Source organism: Flavivirga amylovorans (assembly GCF_030540875.1).
Lineage (GTDB): Bacteria > Bacteroidota > Bacteroidia > Flavobacteriales > Flavobacteriaceae > Flavivirga > Flavivirga amylovorans.
The window spans coordinates 735,295-755,684 of record NZ_JAUOEM010000002.1 but is presented as its reverse complement, the minus strand read 5'-3'; the positions used below and the strand labels follow the sequence as shown (position 1 = coordinate 755,684).

The following is a 20,390-nucleotide window of genomic DNA, read 5'->3' as shown; positions in this document are numbered from 1 at the left end:
ATTATCTAAAGTTCTCATTCTATAGATTTACTAATAATCTCTAAAAAAAACGCTTAATCGATAAAATGCTGTTTTACAAGAAATTTCACATAACTTAAATATTATTATAAACAGTTAACACATTATTCTTTTAATACTTGTTTTGGACTGTTTTATTATTTAAATCATTGAAAGGAAACACAAAAAATAATACTATTCTAACGGAAAAAATAAAAAAGGGCTTCGATTTGAAGTTCTTTTTTATTTTTTATTTGCTAATTGTCCGCAAGCAGCATCAATATCTTTTCCTCGACTGCGACGCACGTTTACAACAATTCTATTTTTTTCTAAAGTATTGATATAGTTTTCTAAAGCTTCATTTGTAGCCTGTTGAAATTCACCATCATCAATAGGATTATATTCAATTATGTTCACTTTACATGGTACATATTTACAGAATTTAACAAAGGCATCAATATCTTTTTGCGTATCGTTTATACCTTTCCAAACCACATATTCGTAACTAATTTTTCTATTTGTTTTTTCGTACCAATATTCCAATGCTTCTTTTAAATCCACTAAAGGAAACGTTTCATTAAAAGGCATAATTGATGTACGAACTTCATCAATAGCTGAATGTAAAGACACTGCTAAATTAAATTTAACGGCATCATCTGCCATTTTTTTTATCATTTTTGGCACACCTGATGTGGATACGGTAATCCGTTTTGCAGACATTCCCAAACCTTCTGAAGACGTAATTTTATCAATAGCTTTTATAACATTGTTATAATTCATGAGTGGTTCTCCCATACCCATAAACACGATATTACTTAACGGGCGATTGTGATATAAACGACTTTCTTTATCAATAGCAACTACTTGATCATAAATCTCGTCTGGATTTAAGTTACGCATTCGCTTTAAACGTGCTGTTGCACAAAATTTGCAATCTAAACTACACCCGACTTGACTGGACACACAAGCCGTTGTTCTTGTTGCTGTTGGTATTAAAACCGACTCTACAATTAAACCATCATGCAAGCGAACTGCATTTTTTACTGTACCGTCTTTACTACGTTGCATGGTATCAACTTCGATATGATTGATAACGAAGTGGTCTTCCAGCATCTGACGTGTTTCTTTTGAAACATTCGTCATATCCTTAAAAGTATGCGCTGCTTTTTGCCAAAGCCATTCATAAACCTGATTACCTCGAAAAGCTTTATCTCCTTGTTTTACAAAGAACTCTCTTAAATCGTCTTTGGTTAATGAACGAATGTCTTTTTTACCTGTTGCCATAAGTTTTGCAAAAATAGTGAAAGGTTTTTCGAATTTCGATGAATGCTTTATTAAAATTCAACTCAATAAAAAAGCCTTGTTAAATAATAACAAGGCTTTAAAATATATTTAATAAGACTCTGAAACAAGCTCAGAATTATATGATTAACATGGCATCACCATAACTGTAAAATTTATATTTTTCTTTTACAGCTTCTTCGTATGCTTTTTTGATAAAATCATGTCCAGCAAATGCTGAAACCATCATTAACAATGTTGATTTAGGCGTATGAAAATTAGTAATCATACAATTAGCGATACTAAAATCGTATGGCGGGAAGATAAATTTATTAGTCCATCCATCAATTTCATTTAGTTTACCATTTGATGACACAGAACTTTCTATAGCACGCATAGCAGTAGTACCTACAGCACAAATACGTCTTTTGTTAGCGATACCTCTATTTACAATATCGACTGCTTTTTCATCGATTTTCAGCTCTTCACTATCCATTTTGTGTTTTGATAAATCTTCTACCTCAACTGGATTAAAAGTTCCTAAACCTACATGTAAAGTTACTTCAGCAAAATCAATACCTTTAATTTCTAATCTTTTTAGTAAGTGCTTAGAAAAGTGGAGACCAGCTGTCGGAGCTGCTACAGCTCCTTCATTTTTTGCATATATCGTTTGGTAACGATCTTCATCGTCTGGCTCTACATCTCTTTTTATATACTTAGGAAGTGGTGTTTCACCAAGTTCATTTAATTTTCTACGGAACTCTGTATAAGATCCGTCATATAAAAAACGTAATGTACGTCCCCTAGATGTTGTATTATCTATAACTTCTGCAACTAACGTATCATCATCACCAAAGTACAACTTATTACCAATTCTTATTTTACGTGCTGGATCTACCAAAACATCCCAAAGACGTTGTTCTTCATTTAATTCTCTTAATAAGAACACTTCTATCCTCGCTCCTGTTTTTTCTTTATTACCATATAATCTTGCAGGAAATACTTTCGTATTATTAAGTATTAATACGTCTTCTTCGTCAAAATAGTCTATTAAGTCCTTGAACATCTTGTGCTCAATAGTTTGCTCTTTTCTATTTAAAACCATTAAACGTGACTCGTCTCTATTTTCTGCTGGATATTCTGCTAATAATTCTTCTGGGAGATTGAAACCAAAGTTTGATAATTTCATTTGTTAGTTTTTATTGTTTATATAAAAAATGATACTTTCAATAATATAAATATTCAGGTTATTTTATAACCTGAATTATTGTAAAGATGTATTCAATAAGCTGTATTAGTTTTTTTGAAAGCTGCAAATATACAATCTGCAAATAGGGGTTGTCAAGTAAATGAGTGATTATTATTTAGTTATTTTAAATCCGATAGATTCTAAATCATCCCAAAATGTTGGATACGACTTAGAAACAACCATAGCGTCTTCAATTTTTATAGGTACTTTAAGCGCTAAAGGCGCAAACGCCATGGCCATTCTATGATCATGATATGTTTCAATTGATACCATCTCATTAATTTTATCAGAAGCTAATAAACGTAAGGATTTATCTGTAATTTCAACACGTCCTCCGAATTTTTCAATTTCATTTTTTAGTGCAACTAACCTATCAGTCTCTTTAATTTTAAGCGTGTGAAGTCCTGTCAAATCACAGGGCATTCCCAAAGCAAAGCATGTTACAGCTATAGTCTGTGCTATATCTGGAGCATTTTTTAAATTTAAAGTCAATGGCTCTAAATTTGAAAATTCTTTCTTTAAAGTAACACTACTGTTATCATTAAAAACAGTATTTACTCCAAAGTGTTTATAAATATCTGTTAAAACAGAATCGCCTTGTAAAGAGTTTCCTTTGTAAGAAGATAATGTGATTTCTGTTCCAATCTCACTAATAGCAGCAATACTAAAGTAATAGGATGCCGACGACCAATCTGACTCTACTGTTAATGTTTTTGGTTGTTGGTTGTTGGTTGTTGGTTTTACCGTAATAACATGTCCATTAAATGAGGATTCTACCCCAATTTCATCTAACAAACTAAGGGTCATTTTTATATATGGTACCGATGTTATTTCACCTTCTAGTGTTAACTCTAAGCCATTTTCAAGCTTAGAAGCAATAAGTAACAAAGCAGAAATGTACTGACTACTCACATTTGCTTTTAATGACACTTTATGCCTTGTTAATTTCTTTCCTTTTATTTTTATTGGTGGGAATCCTTCATTTTCAACATAGCTAATATCTGCTCCAAGCTCTTGAAGTGCTTCTACTAAAACTTCAATAGGGCGCTCTTTCATTCGTTTAGATCCCGTGAGTGTTACCTCTCTCCCTTCTTGAACAGAAAAGTATGCCGTTAAAAAACGCATCGCTGTTCCCGCATGATGGATATCAACTAAATCTGAGCTGGTAGTTAAAGCATTAGTCATTAAGTTACTATCATCAGAATTAGATACATTCTCAAGGCTAATTTCTGGATATAGCGCTTTTAAAAGTAATAATCTATTGGATTCACTTTTAGATCCTGTTATTTGAATTGAAGATTGCTTAGCTACTGTAGATTTTTGAAGTGTAATTTGCATGCTTTTAATTCTCTTTTAAACAAGATGCAAATTTACTTTAATTTTTCGTTATTATGATGCCTATCGTGATCTCGTTTTGCTTTCTTGTCCATTCTTTTATCAAATGCTTTTTGCAAATCGACCCCCGTTTGGTTTGCTAAGCACAAGACTACGAATAAGACATCTGCCAATTCTTCTCCAAGATCTTTATCCTTATCACTTTCTTTTTCACTTTGTTCTCCATAGCGTCTTGCGATAATACGAGCTACTTCGCCTACCTCCTCGGTAAGTTGAGCCATATTAGTAAGTTCGTTAAAATAGCGAACACCGTGTTCATTTATCCAATCGTCTACTATTTTTTGTGCGTTTTTAATATCCATTATATTCTGGTTAATACTATTTGTTCGTTTTCTTTTTCAATCATCTGTTTAAAATACTCTTTTAAAGCATCATAATATAAAGGAGTAACAATGGATTGATTGATATCAACATTAACCACTAACTGAATTGACAATCCACTGTTTACTATGTTGAATTTAAAAACTCCCAAATTATCCGGTAAACTAAATGCCACCGATTCTGGAATAGACTCTACTTTATATTCTTCAGGCAAATTTATTGTAATTTGATATCTAGAAGTAGAAGGATACCCAAAATCTACAGGAAATTCTCTATTTTCCAATTTAAAAGGGTTCTCCATCGTTCTCAAATAAAACATGGGTGAAAAATAAATTTTATCTCCTATAATATCTGCCTGGCTTTCTTTTATGAATTTATAAGATTCTGTCACTGGTTTCGATAAATCTAAACCATTGGTTACTTTAAAGTCTGAAATTTCCAGGCCATTGTATTTATTTTCTAGCTTTTCTATAAAATCTTCCTCGTCCTTATTATTATAGCGCTCTCTATAACGTAAGGCATCATGGCTAGTTTTTAAACTTCTGCAACCACCATTTATACTACCATCTTCATTTAGATTAACCATCATAAAAACATTATCCTTTGATTTGTTCTTTGGATATAAATTCACCAATGTAGATCCTCCTTTATCTGAAATAACACGCCCTTGCCAATTTAATGTCCTAAATGGCAATACATTGGGAACACTATATTTACTGGTGGCGTCTAGTAGCATATAGCCATCTGAAAATTTAACATAACTAACAACATAATTATAACCTTCTCTAGTTGGAAATAATGGCACACCATTTCTCCTTGTGCTTACTAAAACAGGATAGGCATTCAAACCTGCATATTTTAGCATGGAGGTTAGCATTAAGTTTATCTCTGCAACATTTCCTACATGATCCTTGAATGCTTTTTTAACACCTTCGTTAGTGTATTTACCATAACGACCATTCCATTTTACTCTGGATTTAACAAAATTAAAAATTAAGGATGTACGTTCCATAGCCCCAGATACTGAACCTATTATGGCATCCAATTCATCTTCATAGTAGTTCGTTTTATTTAATTCATCTCCAAAATTAGGACTCTTATAAATTGTTTTTACCACATCTTCCCAGGTTGTTGAATAATATTTAACCGTAGATTGTGGAAATTTTGTATACGACAATTCGTATTTCATAGACGATCTATAATTATTTATACTATTTACATAGGGCTCTTCTTTTAAAGCAGGTACATCTTTAAGGTTAAATGATGATATACTCTTAGTAAATTCTACGTCTGATGAACTATATGATGTACTCGCACCACTACTAAGGCCTCCACCAGACCTGGTTTTACTTCTAAAAGTAATTTTATCTCTTTTGGTTTCTGTCTTAGGAATTACAGACAAAAACCCTTTCATATTAGGCTTAAAAACAAAGTACTCCGGTACTTCAAATTTAGCTTCTAATTTTTTTACAGGAATACTATACTGAAAATCAAAATCATCCACATTAGAATAAAAAGGCGACGTAATCCGGTACTTAAATTCAACCACACTACCTTCTTTAATATTTGGCATGGTAAATTTTACTTCATCAAGATAATTATACTTTTCGGTTTTAAATATCCCTTCTTTGGTGAGTTTAGTTTCTTCCACTTTCCCTTCTAATAAATTATAAGTGTAAGCTTTTATATTAGTAAATTCTTCTATATCACTTCCGTTTTTATATAACCCCACATTTTCAGTGGCATAATCGAAACCATCTTTATTATATATTTTTATTCGCTCGTGTATCTCGGTTATTAAGCTAAACCCTTCTCCTTGTTGATATTGAAAAAACGTCTTTCTGTTTTTATACAAATATGTTGCATTTGCAGATGAGTCTAACGGGTTAAACTTTTCTTCTAATTCTTCTTTAGAGACTTTTCCAAATTTGTAATCTTGAGCAAATGCTGTTATTGTAAAGCATAAGCTAAATAAAATCACTGTGATTTTCATTTAATCATTTTTTAATTAATGCTATTTTTGAGTTGTCTTGTTTATTTACTTCTTTGTAAAACGTCCTAAACGCATCATAATCTTCTTTAGGAAACTCACCATCCTTTACTACAAATTCTCTTTTATATATAAGGGTATTGTCATCTTTTACGATCACCTCAGCTTTATAACTCCCAAATTTATTTTCAATGGTTTTATTATCAGGCTTAGATTCTACTTTATAATCTTGTGGTAACTTAATTTCAACCTCATCAACATCTTTAAATCCTCTTCTAATTTTAAGTGGATGTTTTCTGTTTCTGTAGCGATCTGGAATTTCCGTATTTCTATTCAAAGCATTTACCGTAAGCAACATTCTATCTCCTAACTTTTTAGAGTAATTCGTTGCCTGAAAACTAACATCTTCAATAAACTCAATAGTTTCTTTATTATTAGCTATATGCATACTATTGATTTTAATAGTATTGATATATTTCCATCGCTTTTTATAATGTTTATCGAGGTCTCTTTCTGTTTCGGTTTCTAACCAATATTTGTCATCATATTGTATCCCTTTAGAATTAACATTAACATTTGCTTCAATAGCTCCATTGTTTGAAACAGTATAGTTTCCCTTAATTAATTGAAGACTTTCTTCTGGCTTGTATTTTTTTGTATGTTGAATTTTACCGCCTTCTGGTGTTATAACCAGTACGTCTCTATCGTCTGTAAAATCCCCAATAAAACCAAAAGGTAATTTCTGACTTGTACATTCCAGCCAGATATCTTCTTTATCTTCTTGTGGGATATTAAGAATCACATGGTTACCTTGCATAGCTGCAAAGTCTTTTTCTAAGCTTCTTTGTGAATTACCAGCATAAACAACTGTATAATTAGATTTAACTCCTGCTGCTTTTAAAAGTGACATGGTATAATTTGTTAAGGCTTTACAGTCTCCATAACCTAATTTATCTACTTCTGAAGCATTAAAAGGTTTCCAGCCACCAATTCCTACTTGCACACTTATATAGCGTGTTTTATCTTGTACATACTGGTATATTTTCTTGGCTTTTGCAACATCATTTGGTTCATCTTTCACCAAGTCTTGAACGATATTAATTGTACTTGCAGACAAATCATACGTATCTTTTATTAAATCGTGATACATCCATTTCCCAAAATCATTCCAATTTTCTACTTGTGTATGCACACCTTCTAATGTAAATTGTTTCGATGCGACTAAAACCCTAGGAGACATATTAATGGATGCCGGGCTATATGCTTCAGGTTTTACAGCTTGGATATTCTTTACTTCATATTTAATTTTTCCTGAAAGGACTTCTTTATGTAAATCTAAAGTTTCAAAATTCTTTTCCTTTATTCTAATAGTAATATCCTCAGGAAATTCTATGGTATAAGTACTTTTTTCAACACTTAAAAAATAGTCATTAACCGGTAGAAAAGATTGAATAAATGCCGTATTATTATTTGCTACTTCACTAGTAAACTCAATAGTGTAAGGATACTCAATGGGTGTATAGTCTAAATATTTAACTCTAGAGTCTGAATATAACGTACCTCCATCAACTGCACTAACATCTTTAAAGTCATTTTTTTTAATTTTTTTAATTTCTTTACCAAAATTATTAAAAACCAATACTTCTAATCTCTTAATTTTTACATTATTATCATAGTATGCATGTGCATCTACATCATCATTTCCTTCTTTGTTCAACACAGTAATAATCCGCTTCTTAGTAATATGCATTTCGCTCGATGATTTTAACGAAATATGCACATCATTAGATCGAATAACCGCATTTGCTTTTTCTTTAAGATTTGCTGGAATGGTGAAACTTGTATATAAATTTTCTTGGGAAGTAACTGATAAAGTAATGAGTAAAATAATCATACTCATAATTTTTTTTGTAATCATTTATTTTATGGCTTTATGCGTTAAAGGTATTTATATAAAACTGATTATTATATGAGAAAGCTCAGTTTTTATCATCTACAAAACCTTTCGTCCGATAAATTAAAAATCTCACAAACAATATAAGAAAAGATGGGACAAAAACGTATTTAAACTCGCTAAGAAACACTTTCAAACCCCATTCTGAAAAAAAATCTCTCACTCCAATTGGCGATACTTGTATGCCTCGAAACGGGAAGAAAAAACGGTTATTATTAAATGGAATTAAAAAACCAACTCCCATACCGCCAGAAGTCATAGCATCTAAAATACCATGTGAGAGTGTTGATAAAAGAATAACTAAAAACCAGATTTTTTTATTTTTTCTACCCATGGTAACTGCCAAAACTAAGGCCCATATAATTGAAAACAATATAGAATGTGTGAAGCCCCTATGCCCCATAGGATGCTCATAAGGCACACCTAACTTAAAGCCAATAACATCAAAATCCGGAAGAATGGTTGAAAATATAGCACATACTATTAACCATTTTGCATTATGCCTATCAATAATTTTAGCTAGTGTAAAACCAATCACACCATGACCAAATATAGATGCCATTATTCTTTGTTTTTTGAATCGATTATTATTGTTACTGGACCATCGTTAAGCAATTCTACTTTCATATCGGCTCCAAATTGTCCGGTTTGAACAGATTTACCCAAATTATCTTCTAATTGTTTCACAAAACTTTTATAAAGAGGAATAGCTACATTTGGTTTTGCTGCTTTAATATAACTTGGTCTATTCCCTTTTTTTGTGGAGGCATGTAACGTAAATTGGCTAACCACGATAGCATCTCCATTAACATCTAATAAAGAGGTATTCATGATATTATTTTCGTCAGCAAAAACACGAAGGTTCACTATTTTGTTCGTTAACCATTTAATATCTTCGAGCGTATCTTCATTAACGATACCTAAAAGAACTAAAAGCCCTGTTGAAATGGATGCTACTTGTTCTCCGTTTATAGTTACGCTTGCTTTTGAAACTCTTTGAATGACCGCTTTCATTTTCCTATCCCTAACCCTTTTCAAAAAAAGGGAACTATTTGGTTCATATTTATTTTTCCTTTTTGGGGAAATGTCCGAAGGATCATGGGGATTATTCCCAATTATCTGTTCTATAATGCTCGTCTTCTCCTTCAATAATTTGCAAATAACTTCTATATCGAGAAAACGTTATCTCGTCATTATCTAGAGCTTTTTTAACAGCACACTTAGGCTCTTTTACATGTAAGCAATTATTAAATTTACAATCTTGCTTCAATTCAAATATTTCTGGAAAATAATCGCCTACTTCTTCCTTATCCATATCTACCACTCCAAAGCCTTTTATACCAGGTGTGTCAATAATTTTTGCTCCAAAACTTAAATCGAACATTTCTGCAAACGTCGTAGTATGCTGCCCTTGCATGTGTTGTGTTGAAATTTCTTTTGTCTTAATATTTAAAGTTGGCTCAATCGCGTTTACAAGTGTAGATTTACCAACACCAGAATGTCCTGAAAACATACTAACTTTATCAACCATTAACCCTTTTACCTTATCTACATTTTTACCTGTCTTAGCTGAAACACCTATACACTCGTATCCAATTTTCCTATAAATATGTGCAAGATATTTCACTTCTAAAAGTGTTTCTTCATCGTAAGTATCTACTTTATTAAACAGTAATACTGTTTTAATAGAATATGCATTGGCCGTTACTAAAAATCGGTCGATAAAACTCGTTAATGTTGGTGGATTATTAATCGTGATCATTAAAAAAACCTGATCTAAATTAGCTGCAATAATATGTGTTTGTTTAGATAAATTAACCGACTTCCTAACAATGTAGTTTGCTCTATCATGAATTTTATGTATGATACCAGATTCTTGATTATTGTCAGTTTCAAGCTCAAAATCTACCATATCTCCAACCGATATAGGATTTGTACTTTTAATACCACTTATGCGAAATTTACCCTTTATACGACATTCGTAAATGTGGCCTAAATCGGTTTTAACCGTGTACCAGCTTCCTGTAGATTTATAAACGAGTCCTGTCATATTTTTTCAAATGTAAAATTAAAAATCTTTTTTTTGGTATAGATATTGTTTAATCTTGTAATTATTAATTAAAAAGACACCTCTATTATGAAAAAATTACTTTTTGTTTTTACTCTTGCGTTATTCTCTTTTATAGACACCAATGCTCAAGTAGAGTATAAAGTTGTTACTAGTGTAGAATCTATTGTCTCTGGTGGTCTAGGGCGTTCTAGAATTATCAGTGCTAACGAAGAAAAAGATTATAAAGAATTTACTAGTACGCAAACAACTGAAGATAACACCCGCAACAAATCAAAACGTGGAGAGATAAGAGTTAAAGATTTTGACGAAACAAAATTGTTAAATTTTTATAACATAGGAGGAATTCGTTTTCAAAACATTGCTGCCAACGATGTTTTAATAACTTCTAAAATCAACACAATGATAGAAGAAGGTTGGGAATTAGCGTTTGTTACCAGTGCTGTAGAAAGTGACGCTGGTAAAAATGATGGCAAAGGTATTTTTATAACACGCTATATTTTTAAAAGAAACAAGCCATAGTTTTTTGCATTAAAAAAACAAAAAGCCTCGCAATTGCGAGGCTTTTTTATAGGATACATAATTTCTTACCCATTAATAATCTTCTCTTGATGATTAATTGATTCTTGGTGAATAGCTTTAAACATTTTTAAGATAAACTCTTCACTAAGTCCATGATCTTGACCTTCTAAAACCATTTTCCCTAAAATCTCATTCCATCGTTTGGATTGTAATACTGCAACATTCTTCTGTTTTTTAAGGGCTCCAATACCATCAGCTGCTACCATACGTTTTCCCAATAGACTAATAATCTGATTATCTACAACATCAATTTGCGCTCTTAAATTCTCCAAAGTACTGTTATACTCCGCTTCTGCATTGGTTTCTTTTCTAATTTTAAGATCTTTCATAATTTGCACTAAACTACTAGGTGTTACTTGTTGTGCAGCATCACTCCATGCATTTTCTGGATCGTAATGTGTTTCAATCATTAATCCATCAAAATTTAAATCTAAAGCAGTTTGGGATACATCAAAAATCATATCACGATTACCAGTAATATGTGATGGATCGTTAATTAAAGGGATGTCTGGATATTTATTTTGAAACTCGATAGCCAATTGCCATTCCGGAATATTTCTATATTTGGTTTTTTCATATGTTGAAAACCCTCTATGAATGGCTCCAATATTTTTAACGCCTGATTTATATATTCTTTCAATACCTCCCAACCATAAAGACAAATCTGGGTTTACTGGGTTTTTTATCAATACAGGCTTATCTGTCCCTTGTAAAGCATCTGCAATTTCTTGCATGATAAATGGACTCACTGTAGAACGTGCTCCAATCCATAATAAATCTACGTCATGTTCTAAAGCTAATTTTACATGAGCAGCATTCGCTACTTCTGTACAGATTTTCATTCCTGTTTCTGCTTTTACTTTTTGCAGCCACTTTAAACCCAATGCACCAACACCTTCAAACATTCCCGGTCTTGTTCTTGGCTTCCAAATACCAGCTCTAAAATAGCTAACATCTGTATCTTTTAGCTCATGGGCTATTTTTAATACCTGCTCTTCTGTTTCAGCACTACAAGGTCCTGCAATAACCAAAGGATGATCTAAGTTTAATGCATCCAACCAGTTTCTCATTTCTTTTTTGTTCTCCATCTTTACTTAATATTTAGCCGATTAAGCTATTCCGTTTAAAATTTGTTTTATATGGTTTGTATTTTTCATTTCATTATAAACTTCTTCAAAATCATCTTTTTCCATAAGTTCTTTGAACTGATTTAGGTTATCGATGTATTCTTTTAAAGTTTCAATGACATTCTCTTTATTTTGTTTAAATATAGGCGTCCACATTTCCGGAGAACTCTTTGCCAGACGAACTGTTGACTCAAATCCACTACCGGCCATATCAAAAATATCACGCTCATTTTTTTCTTTTTCTATCACCGTTTTACCTAACATAAATGAACTAATATGAGATAAATGAGACATATACGCAATATGTTTATCATGTGCTTCCGGATTCATATAGCGAATACGCATCCCAATATCTACAAAAAGTTTCAATGCTTTTTCTTGAAGTTTGAATGCTGTTTTTTCAACTTCGCAAACAATATTTGTTTTTCCTTTAAACAAATTAGGGATTGCAGCAGTAGGCCCAGAATGTTCGGTTCCTGCTATAGGATGCATGGCTAAAAAATTTCTACGTTTTGGATGATTTTCAATAACCTTACAGATGTCTACTTTAGTAGATCCAGCATCTACAACCAACCCTGAATCGGATATCTTATCCAAAATACTTGGCAATAGCTTTACCGTAGCATCTACAGGTATAGATATAATAACCAAATCGGCATTATCAATATCTTCTAAAGTTGCTTTTTTATCAATTAAGTTAAGCGACAAAGCTTCATCAAGTGTTGTCTGTTTTCTACTAATACCATGGATAACCGCTTCTGGATTATTCTTTTTAATATCTATAGCAAGACTTCCTCCTATTAACCCAACTCCTATAATGTATATATTTTTCATCACATCTGCCTCTTTGAGACATCTTCCCTAAGGGAAGAATTATTAATTACTATTTATATTTTACAATCTATACTACTGTTTGCTGCTAACTGAATACTTATTCTACTCTTTTTATAGCTTCTTCTAAAACTTCGTTTGTTGCACATAAAGAAAATCTAATATAACCTTCTCCTTTACTACCAAAAATGGTTCCTGGCGTAATAAAAATATGTTTGTCTTTAAGCACCGAATCTATATACGCTTCTGCTTTTACAGAGTCAGGTAATTTAGCCCAAACAAAAAGCCCTGTGGCATTTTTATCGTAAGTACAATTTAAAGCGTCTGCTAATTTCCAAACTAAATCGCGACGTTGTTTATACACACTGTTTAAAGTAACAAACCACATTTCTGAGCACTTTAAGGCTTCTATGGCTCCTTTTTGAATGCCATAAAACATACCAGAATCCATGTTACTTTTCACCTTCAAAATATTATTTATATGCTTACTATCCCCAAGAACCATTCCTACACGCCATCCTGCCATATTAAAGGTCTTACTTAACGAATTAAGTTCTAAACAAACGTCTTTTGCTCCTTCAATACTTAATATGCTTTTTGGAGATTCATTTAATATAAAACTATACGGATTGTCGTTAACGATTAGAATATTATGTCGCTTAGCAAATGCCACTAATTCTTCAAACAAATAAGTATTTGGCTGAGCTCCTGTTGGCATATTCGGATAGTTTACCCACATCAATTTCACTTTACTCAAGTCCAATTGTTCTAAAGCTTCAAAATCTGGCAACCAATTATTTGCTGCATCTAATTCGTAAAAAACAGGTTTCGCTCCTACTAATTTTGTAACAGATTGATAGGTTGGATATCCTGGATTTGGGATCAACACGGCATCACCTTCATTTAAATATGCCATCGAAATATGCATAATCCCTTCTTTACTGCCCATAAGAGGTAAAACTTCTGTCGTAGCACTTAAAGACACTGAAAAATGTTCTTTATAAAATTCAGCAATAGCCTCTCTTAGCTCAGGCAACCCTTGGTAACTTTGATATTTATGAGCGTTTGATGCCAACAATCCTTCTTTTATAGCCTCTACAACTTTTTGTGGCGGCTGTAAATCTGGACTACCAATACCCAAATTAATGATAGGTTTTCCGCTAGTTATAAGAAAGTTTACTTCTCTTAATTTTTTTGAAAAGTAATATTCTTCTACAGTTTGTAATCTATTTGCTGCTTCAATCATAATTTGGCATTTTTATATTCACCCAACACTTTAAATCCTTCACCCATAATATCAATTATAGCTTTTGATTTTTTAAAATCTGTATATTTTTCAAAAGTAACATCAACAAAAAAAGCATACTTCCAAGGTGTTTCAACTATTGGTAATGATTGAATTTTAGTTAAATTTAATTTGCAATCGCTCATCACATTAAGAATTGCCGCTAAACTACCTCTTTTATGATCACTTTCAAATTTAACAGAAGCCTTGTTAATGTCATTTTCAGATACCTCAGAATTTATTCGTTTTACAATAACAAAACGTGTTTCATTATGCTTTATAGTTTGAATACTTGCTGCCAAAATATCTAACTCAAATATATCGGCTGCCAAAGTACTTGCAATAGCACCTACTCCTTTAAGCTTCTTTTCTTGAATACGTTGAGCAACTTCTGCTGTATCCTTATCTTCGACTAGCTTAATATGCGGGTATTGCTTAAAAAATTCTTTACACTGCAGCAATGCCATAGGGTGAGAGTACACTTCTTCTATATCCTCAATACTCTGATCTGGCAATGCCATTAAATTATGCTGTATATCTAAATAATGCTCACCAACTATATGTAACTCATATTTATCTATCAAAGCATAATTAGGAATAATAGATCCTACTATAGAATTTTCTAAAGCCATGATGGCCGCATCGCATTCTTTAGTAATTAAAGAGTCAACCACCCTATCGAATGTTAAGCATTCAATCGCATCAACAGGCTCATCAAAAAATTGCTGAGACACAATGTGATGAAAAGATCCTTTTACTCCTTGTATAGCTACCGTTTTAATCAAAATCTAGTTTTATTTTATTAAGCCCTCAATCTTTATTGAGGTTGTTCAACTAAAAGTTGAACAAAAAAAAGTCCCGATTTTCATCGAGACTCATATTTAAAATTTATAGTTATAAATTATACATACAACGCCTCGTCCCTTTTGCTAAAAAAGAAATAAAACCAGTTGTTAAAATATGTATAATATACTGTTGTCATAATTATGAGGCTAAAGTAAATAATATTTTAAGAAATCAAAATTGTGCTATTAGTTTTTTTTGAATTTTTCAAAAGTTTTAAAGATTATATAACAAAACTTCTATTGCATTATATAATTATTATTTTTGAATAAATAATTTTAATTTATGTCTATTGAAGTAATCGGAGTTTCAAAACGTTATGGCGAGCAAAAAGCTTTAAACAATATATCATTTAAAGTCAACAAACCTGAAATTGTTGGATTTCTAGGTCCTAATGGTGCTGGGAAATCTACTATGATGAAAATATTAACCACTTATATTAACCCTAGTGAAGGTGAAGCTAAGGTCAATGGACATGATATAAAAGAAAACACTAAGCATGTACAACAAAGTGTTGGATATCTGCCAGAGCACAACCCTTTATATTTAGACATGTTTGTTAAAGAATATTTAAACTTTAACGCCAATATTTACAAAGTATCTAAACAACGTATTCATGATGTTATTGAACTTACTGGTTTAACACCTGAGGTTCATAAAAAAATAGGGCAGCTCTCTAAAGGCTATCGCCAGCGCGTAGGTTTGGCCAATGCATTATTACATGACCCCGATGTTTTAATATTAGATGAACCAACCACTGGTTTAGACCCCAATCAGTTAGTTGATATTAGACATCTTATAAAAACGATTGGAGAAACTAAAACCGTATTTCTATCTACACATGTTATGCAAGAAGTTGAAGCTATGTGCGATCGGGTAATCATAATTAACAAAGGGGAGATTGTTGCAGATAAAAAACTAAGTGAACTGCGTGATGAAAAAGAACAAACTGTTATTGTAGAATTCGATTATCGTGTTGAAGATGCTTTTTTACTTAAACTCCCAAAAGTAAAAAATGTAACAAACACACATGGCTTTGTTTATGAAATTACTTTTAAAACCTCAGAAGACATGCGATCTCATGTCTTTGATTTTGCTCACGATAATCAATTAAAAATTTTGCAGCTTAATCAAAAGAATGCTAGTTTGGAATCACTTTTCAGAGATTTAACTTCAAAATAGTCGTTCTTTTATATCGATAAGTTTTAAATGAAAAGTATGATAAATATCATCCTTATGATAACATGAAGATGTTAATTTTGTCGTATAACATTTATGATATATAGAGTTATAATAACTTATCTTAAAAATAAGTTATTAGCTATCTTATAATACTAAAAAACACTATGAGTAAAGGAATTTATGTAGCTACTATTGAGCCTAACAGCGGTAAATCTGTTGTTGTTCTTGGCTTAATGCGTATGCTTTTGGGAAAAACTGCCAAGGTTGGATATTTTAGACCAATCATTGAAGATCTTGAAACAGGAGAAATGGATAATCACATCAATACGGTAATGTCCCATTTTGAATTAGATATTAACTACAAGAAAACATTTGCCTATACAAGAAGCCAAGTACTTGATTTATACAATCAAGGGAAATCTGGTGAAGTCTTAGATGAGATTATAAAAAAATACAAAAGTCTTGAAGAGCGTTTTGATTTTGTTTTGGTAGAAGGCACCGATTTCTCACATGAAAACTCAAGTTTAGAGCTAGACATTAATATTTTGATCTCTAAAAACCTTGGACTTCCTGTTATTATAGTGTCTCAAGGAGACAAGAAAGATTTTAAAGAAATTGTGGATAGCGTTCAATTGGCTCATAATACCTTTAAGCAAGATGTAGATGTGCTTTCAATCATAACAAATAAAGCAAATCCTGATGATCTTTCTATACTTAAAGCACAATTAAAAACACGCATAACCAACGGAACAGATATTACGGTTATTCCAAAAATACCTAATCTTAGTAGTCCTACTGTAAAAGAAATCTCGAAGGCTTTAGATGGTGAAGTTCTTTTTGGGCATGACATGCTAAATAACCTCTCAGAAAGTTTTAGTGTAGGTGCCATGCAATTACGTAATTACTTAATACGCCTTAAGGAAAACGCATTGGTTATCACTCCTGGTGATAGAGCTGATATTATTTTAGGTGCTTTACAAGCCAATATCTCTAAAAACTATCCGAAAATTGCTGGAATTATTTTGACCGGGGGACTTATGCCCGAAGAAACTATTTTAAAACTTATCGAAGGGCTTTCCAGTATTGTTCCTATTATTAGTGTAAAAGGAGGCACATATTATGTAACCAGTAGTATTGGTCATATTAAATCAAGAATATATGCTGAAAACACCGAAAAAATAACAACATCTATAGCCGCTTTTGAAAAGCATGTAGATACAGATAAGCTAGCAGATAAGCTTATTACCTTTAAATCTGAAGTGTTTACTCCTAGAATGTTTCAATACAATTTATTACAACGTGCTTTAAACGATAAAAAACACATTGTTTTACCAGAAGGGTATGATGAACGCGTTTTACGTGCTGCAGCAAGATTGATTAATGCGCATGTTGTAGAATTAACACTTCTTGGGGAAGAAGATAAAATTAAAGAGCTTATTGAAAAATTAGACATCCCTCTAAATACCAATGAAATAAACATTGTATCTCCTACAAAATCACCTCATTTTGAAGATTATGTTAATACCTTTTATGAACTTAGAAAACATAAAAATGTCACTTTAGAAATGGCAAAAGATACCATGACTGATGTTTCCTATTTTGGTACGATGATGATTTATAAAGGACATGCAGACGGCATGGTTTCTGGTGCTGTACATACTACGCAGCATACTCTACGTCCTGCTTTACAATTTATAAAAACAAAACCTGGAGTAAACCTGGTATCATCTATTTTCTTTATGTGTTTAGAAGACAGGATTTCTGTATTTGGAGATTGTGCTATCAATCCAAATCCAAATGCCCAGCAATTAGCAGAAATCGCTATTTCATCAGCTCAAACTGCAAAAGAATTTGGCATAGATCCTAAAGTTGCCATGCTTTCTTACTCTTCTGGTGCTTCTGGCAAAGGTGCTGATGTAGAAAAAGTTAGAGAGGCTACCGATATTGTAAAAACACAAGGTTCTGATTTAAAAATAGAAGGCCCTATTCAATATGATGCTGCTGTAGATATGCGCATTGGCAAAACAAAATTACCAGATTCTGAGGTAGCAGGACACGCTAGTGTTTTAATATTTCCAGATTTAAACACTGGTAACAACACCTACAAAGCTGTACAACGTGAAACAGGTGCATTAGCCATAGGCCCCGTTTTACAAGGATTAAATAAACCAGTAAACGATCTTAGTAGAGGTTGTACTGTTGATGATATTTACAGTACCGTTATTATTACTGCTATTCAAGCTCAAAACCAATAAAAAAACATGCAAGTATTAGTTTTAAACTCAGGGAGTTCCTCTATAAAATTTCAACTATTTTCAATGCCTGAAGAACGTATTTTATGTTCAGGACTCATTGAACGTATTGGTTTTGATGATGCGATTTTTAAATTCAAAACTCAAAATGATACTATTGAATTTGTAACACCTATTTTGGACCATAAAGATGGATTAAAATTATTATCTAAACAGCTTTTAGATAATAACACGGGGATTATTAAATCTCCAGAAGATATTTCAATAGTTGGACATAGAGTCGTTCATGGCGGTATTCATTTTAATGAAACAACTCAAATTACCAGTGTTGTAAAAGAAAAAATAAAAGAACTATCATCACTTGCTCCTTTACACAACCCTGCTAATCTTGAAGGTATTGAAGTTGCTGAAGATATATTTCCTAACGCAAAGCAAGTTGCTGTTTTCGACACGGCTTTTCATCAATCTATACCAGAACATGCCTATAAATATGCGATTCCTAATGAGTTTTTAAATGATCATCATATTCGCTTATATGGTTTTCATGGCACCAGTCACAAGTATGTTTCAGAAAAAGCCATCGATTATTTAGGTAAGAAAGATTCTAAAATCATCATCATTCATTTAGGAAATGGTTGTAGTATGACAGCTATAAAAGATGGCAAAAGTATTGATCATTCTTTGGGGTTTTCGCCTATAAGTGGCTTAATAATGGGAACGCGTTCTGGAGATATAGATCCTTCTATTATCTTTCATTTAGCAAACAAATTAAATTTCAAGCTAGACGATATTAACACGTTACTACAAAAAAAGAGCGGTATGTTGGGACTCACTGGTTTTAGTGACTTAAGAGATATCCAAGATCAGGCCGCCCAAGGAAATAAAGCATGTCAACTAGCTTTAGAAATGAATGTGTATCGTATAAAAAAATATATTGGTAGTTATGCGGCTATTTTAAATGGATTGGATGCCATCGTATTTACTGCGGGTATTGGAGAGAACTCACAATTAATGAGAGAACTTGTTTCTAAAGATTTAGAATTTTTAGGTATTCATTTAGATACTGAAAAGAACAAAATCAGATCAAAAACGACACATGCTATTAATACTGATACTTCTAAAGTAAAAGTTTTAGTGATTCCAACGAATGAAGAATTGGAAATTGCGAAACAGTCTACTAAGTTATTCGAAAATTAAACGCCCTGTATATAATTGATCAACCTCAACTATAGGTGGGCGATTTACAGAAATAACATCGCCTACTCCAGAAATGGTTCCTTTTATTTCTTGTTGCGGATTTACGATCATATCGTTCGATCCCCTGTTCCATAAATCCACTTTTTGAGCGATAAGATCTCGACCCTCAAAGCGTGAGATTCCTGACGCAAAAATGAGACTCAAATTTTCTGTTTTGCCCGAAATAAAACAATTAGATATATTATTAAAAACCGCCCTAAATGTATTATTATCGATTTGTAATCTAAAATTAGCAATTGTAATGGTGCTTGGGTCTCCAAAATCTTCTGACAAAATAGTTAAACTTGGATACGTTAAAACACCATCGGAGCTTATATCATACTGTGTAGAACTTCTTATTTCTGTAATATTTGGAGATGTTACATATACTTTAGTAGACTCGTAGTCACGAACATAATTACATGTATTATTATCTGTCAACGTTAATTTGCCATCAACAACCATAGCAATAACATCATTTAATAGATTTTTGCCAGTCTCAATAACAACCTCCTGTATAGGGCCTTCTTTAATTATCAATTCAATATTGCGGTTAATGAAGATTTTATTAAAAGGATCTACAATAACCTCTTGTTGAATAATGTCTCCTGCTCTCTGAAAACAATCATTTGCATTTTCACTATCACAAGCAACTATAATAATTATTAAAAATATGTATATTATTCGTTTCATATACTTTGTCATTCCTGCCTTTCGTCTTCGTTCAAGATAAACTACAGCAGGAATTCATTTTAATATTTTAAGTTTCAATTTATAAGATTCCTGCCTTCGCAGGA

General features: G+C 32.1%; 18 protein-coding genes. 4 read left to right on the top strand and 14 right to left on the bottom strand.

Translation table 11 applies throughout. The annotated features are described in order from the left end of the window. Positions 1–240: 240 nt before the first annotated feature. The 9 genes from rlmN to rsgA all read right to left on the bottom strand — a co-directional run bounded on the left by rlmN (position 241) and on the right by rsgA (position 10,237). Complete coding sequence (rlmN, locus tag Q4Q39_RS08550) at positions 241–1,281, bottom strand: dual-specificity RNA methyltransferase RlmN (protein WP_303281994.1); 1,041 nt, start codon at positions 1,279–1,281, stop codon at positions 241–243. 136 nt (positions 1,282–1,417) lie between these two features. Next, positions 1,418–2,467 (bottom strand): tRNA preQ1(34) S-adenosylmethionine ribosyltransferase-isomerase QueA, encoded by a 1,050-nt coding sequence (gene queA / locus Q4Q39_RS08545; RefSeq protein WP_303281993.1) that lies wholly within the window; start codon positions 2,465–2,467, stop codon positions 1,418–1,420. Between the two features lie 171 nt (positions 2,468–2,638). Further along, complete coding sequence (locus tag Q4Q39_RS08540) at positions 2,639–3,865, bottom strand: 3-phosphoshikimate 1-carboxyvinyltransferase (protein WP_303281992.1); 1,227 nt, start codon at positions 3,863–3,865, stop codon at positions 2,639–2,641. A gap of 32 nt (positions 3,866–3,897) precedes the next feature. Beyond that, the gene (locus Q4Q39_RS08535; RefSeq protein WP_303281991.1) at positions 3,898–4,224 is read right to left on the bottom strand and encodes a nucleotide pyrophosphohydrolase; all 327 of its coding nucleotides are present in this window, start codon (positions 4,222–4,224) and stop codon (positions 3,898–3,900) included. Next, positions 4,224–6,236, bottom strand: coding sequence for a DUF3858 domain-containing protein (locus Q4Q39_RS08530; protein WP_303281990.1), 2,013 nt, complete (start codon positions 6,234–6,236; stop codon positions 4,224–4,226). The genes Q4Q39_RS08535 and Q4Q39_RS08530 overlap by 1 nt, the downstream gene beginning before the upstream one ends. 4 nt (positions 6,237–6,240) lie before the next feature. Further along, on the bottom strand, positions 6,241–8,151 hold the full coding sequence (locus Q4Q39_RS08525; protein WP_303281989.1) for a DUF3858 domain-containing protein: 1,911 nt from the start codon (positions 8,149–8,151) through the stop codon (positions 6,241–6,243). 61 nt (positions 8,152–8,212) lie between these two features. Continuing rightward, positions 8,213–8,749 carry a metal-dependent hydrolase gene (locus Q4Q39_RS08520; RefSeq protein WP_303281988.1) on the bottom strand — a complete coding sequence of 179 codons (537 nt, stop codon included), beginning with the start codon at positions 8,747–8,749 and terminating at the stop codon, positions 8,213–8,215. Next, positions 8,749–9,201 (bottom strand): D-aminoacyl-tRNA deacylase, encoded by a 453-nt coding sequence (gene dtd / locus Q4Q39_RS08515; RefSeq protein WP_303281987.1) that lies wholly within the window; start codon positions 9,199–9,201, stop codon positions 8,749–8,751. The genes Q4Q39_RS08520 and dtd overlap by 1 nt, the downstream gene beginning before the upstream one ends. 91 nt (positions 9,202–9,292) lie before the next feature. Next, positions 9,293–10,237, bottom strand: a complete 945-nt coding sequence (rsgA, locus tag Q4Q39_RS08510) for a ribosome small subunit-dependent GTPase A (protein WP_303281986.1) — start codon at positions 10,235–10,237, stop codon at positions 9,293–9,295. An 87-nt stretch (positions 10,238–10,324) separates the two neighbouring features. On the opposite strand from rsgA, the gene Q4Q39_RS08505 reads away from it, so the two are divergent. Then, positions 10,325–10,777, top strand: a complete 453-nt coding sequence (locus tag Q4Q39_RS08505) for a hypothetical protein (RefSeq protein WP_303281984.1) — start codon at positions 10,325–10,327, stop codon at positions 10,775–10,777. Positions 10,778–10,842: 65 nt separating this feature from the next. On the opposite strand, the gene Q4Q39_RS08500 is transcribed toward Q4Q39_RS08505, so the two are convergent. From Q4Q39_RS08500 to Q4Q39_RS08485, 4 genes are all read right to left on the bottom strand, one after another. Then, a complete protein-coding gene (locus Q4Q39_RS08500; RefSeq protein WP_303281983.1) occupies positions 10,843–11,925 on the bottom strand; it encodes a bifunctional 3-deoxy-7-phosphoheptulonate synthase/chorismate mutase type II in 1,083 nt (360 codons plus the stop codon). Positions 11,926–11,946: 21 nt separating this feature from the next. Then, positions 11,947–12,798 carry a prephenate dehydrogenase gene (locus Q4Q39_RS08495; RefSeq protein WP_303281982.1) on the bottom strand — a complete coding sequence of 284 codons (852 nt, stop codon included), beginning with the start codon at positions 12,796–12,798 and terminating at the stop codon, positions 11,947–11,949. 97 nt (positions 12,799–12,895) lie between these two features. Next, positions 12,896–14,041: a pyridoxal phosphate-dependent aminotransferase gene (locus tag Q4Q39_RS08490; protein WP_303281981.1), complete on the bottom strand. Its 1,146-nt coding sequence runs from the start codon at positions 14,039–14,041 to the stop codon at positions 12,896–12,898. Further along, positions 14,038–14,865, bottom strand: coding sequence for a prephenate dehydratase (locus Q4Q39_RS08485; RefSeq protein ID WP_303281980.1), 828 nt, complete (start codon positions 14,863–14,865; stop codon positions 14,038–14,040). The genes Q4Q39_RS08490 and Q4Q39_RS08485 overlap by 4 nt, the downstream gene beginning before the upstream one ends. Positions 14,866–15,208: 343 nt before the next feature. Here Q4Q39_RS08485 and gldA point away from each other — a divergent pair, with 343 nt between their 5' ends. The 3 genes from gldA (at position 15,209) to Q4Q39_RS08470 (ending at position 19,554) form a co-directional block, all read left to right on the top strand. Then, positions 15,209–16,105, top strand: coding sequence for a gliding motility-associated ABC transporter ATP-binding subunit GldA (gene gldA / locus Q4Q39_RS08480; protein WP_303281979.1), 897 nt, complete (start codon positions 15,209–15,211; stop codon positions 16,103–16,105). A gap of 164 nt (positions 16,106–16,269) precedes the next feature. Further along, the gene (pta, locus tag Q4Q39_RS08475; protein WP_303281978.1) at positions 16,270–18,360 is read left to right on the top strand and encodes a phosphate acetyltransferase; all 2,091 of its coding nucleotides are present in this window, start codon (positions 16,270–16,272) and stop codon (positions 18,358–18,360) included. A 6-nt stretch (positions 18,361–18,366) separates the two neighbouring features. Further along, a complete protein-coding gene (locus tag Q4Q39_RS08470; protein WP_303281977.1) occupies positions 18,367–19,554 on the top strand; it encodes an acetate/propionate family kinase in 1,188 nt (395 codons plus the stop codon). Here Q4Q39_RS08470 and Q4Q39_RS08465 read toward each other — a convergent pair. Continuing rightward, positions 19,540–20,286, bottom strand: coding sequence for a head GIN domain-containing protein (locus tag Q4Q39_RS08465; protein ID WP_303281976.1), 747 nt, complete (start codon positions 20,284–20,286; stop codon positions 19,540–19,542). The genes Q4Q39_RS08470 and Q4Q39_RS08465 overlap by 15 nt on opposite strands. Positions 20,287–20,390: the final 104 nt, after the last annotated feature.

What these genes read in the sequence shown, in the direction of transcription:
- Q4Q39_RS08505 (WP_303281984.1), top strand. Translation starts at nt 10,325, where the DNA reads ATGAAAAAATTACTTTTTGTTTTTACTCTTGCGTTATTCTCTTTTATA.
- gldA (WP_303281979.1), top strand. Translation starts at nt 15,209, where the DNA reads ATGTCTATTGAAGTAATCGGAGTTTCAAAACGTTATGGCGAGCAAAAA.
- rlmN (WP_303281994.1), bottom strand. Translation starts at nt 1,281, where the DNA reads ATGGCAACAGGTAAAAAAGACATTCGTTCATTAACCAAAGACGATTTA.
- dtd (WP_303281987.1), bottom strand. Translation starts at nt 9,201, where the DNA reads ATGAAAGCGGTCATTCAAAGAGTTTCAAAAGCAAGCGTAACTATAAAC.
- Q4Q39_RS08495 (WP_303281982.1), bottom strand. Translation starts at nt 12,798, where the DNA reads ATGAAAAATATATACATTATAGGAGTTGGGTTAATAGGAGGAAGTCTT.
- Q4Q39_RS08525 (WP_303281989.1), bottom strand. Translation starts at nt 8,151, where the DNA reads ATGATTACAAAAAAAATTATGAGTATGATTATTTTACTCATTACTTTA.
- queA (WP_303281993.1), bottom strand. Translation starts at nt 2,467, where the DNA reads ATGAAATTATCAAACTTTGGTTTCAATCTCCCAGAAGAATTATTAGCA.
- Q4Q39_RS08490 (WP_303281981.1), bottom strand. Translation starts at nt 14,041, where the DNA reads ATGATTGAAGCAGCAAATAGATTACAAACTGTAGAAGAATATTACTTT.
- pta (WP_303281978.1), top strand. Translation starts at nt 16,270, where the DNA reads ATGAGTAAAGGAATTTATGTAGCTACTATTGAGCCTAACAGCGGTAAA.
- Q4Q39_RS08470 (WP_303281977.1), top strand. Translation starts at nt 18,367, where the DNA reads ATGCAAGTATTAGTTTTAAACTCAGGGAGTTCCTCTATAAAATTTCAA.
- Q4Q39_RS08520 (WP_303281988.1), bottom strand. Translation starts at nt 8,749, where the DNA reads ATGGCATCTATATTTGGTCATGGTGTGATTGGTTTTACACTAGCTAAA.
- Q4Q39_RS08535 (WP_303281991.1), bottom strand. Translation starts at nt 4,224, where the DNA reads ATGGATATTAAAAACGCACAAAAAATAGTAGACGATTGGATAAATGAA.
- Q4Q39_RS08465 (WP_303281976.1), bottom strand. Translation starts at nt 20,286, where the DNA reads ATGAAACGAATAATATACATATTTTTAATAATTATTATAGTTGCTTGT.
- Q4Q39_RS08530 (WP_303281990.1), bottom strand. Translation starts at nt 6,236, where the DNA reads ATGAAAATCACAGTGATTTTATTTAGCTTATGCTTTACAATAACAGCA.
- Q4Q39_RS08500 (WP_303281983.1), bottom strand. Translation starts at nt 11,925, where the DNA reads ATGGAGAACAAAAAAGAAATGAGAAACTGGTTGGATGCATTAAACTTA.
- rsgA (WP_303281986.1), bottom strand. Translation starts at nt 10,237, where the DNA reads ATGACAGGACTCGTTTATAAATCTACAGGAAGCTGGTACACGGTTAAA.
- Q4Q39_RS08540 (WP_303281992.1), bottom strand. Translation starts at nt 3,865, where the DNA reads ATGCAAATTACACTTCAAAAATCTACAGTAGCTAAGCAATCTTCAATT.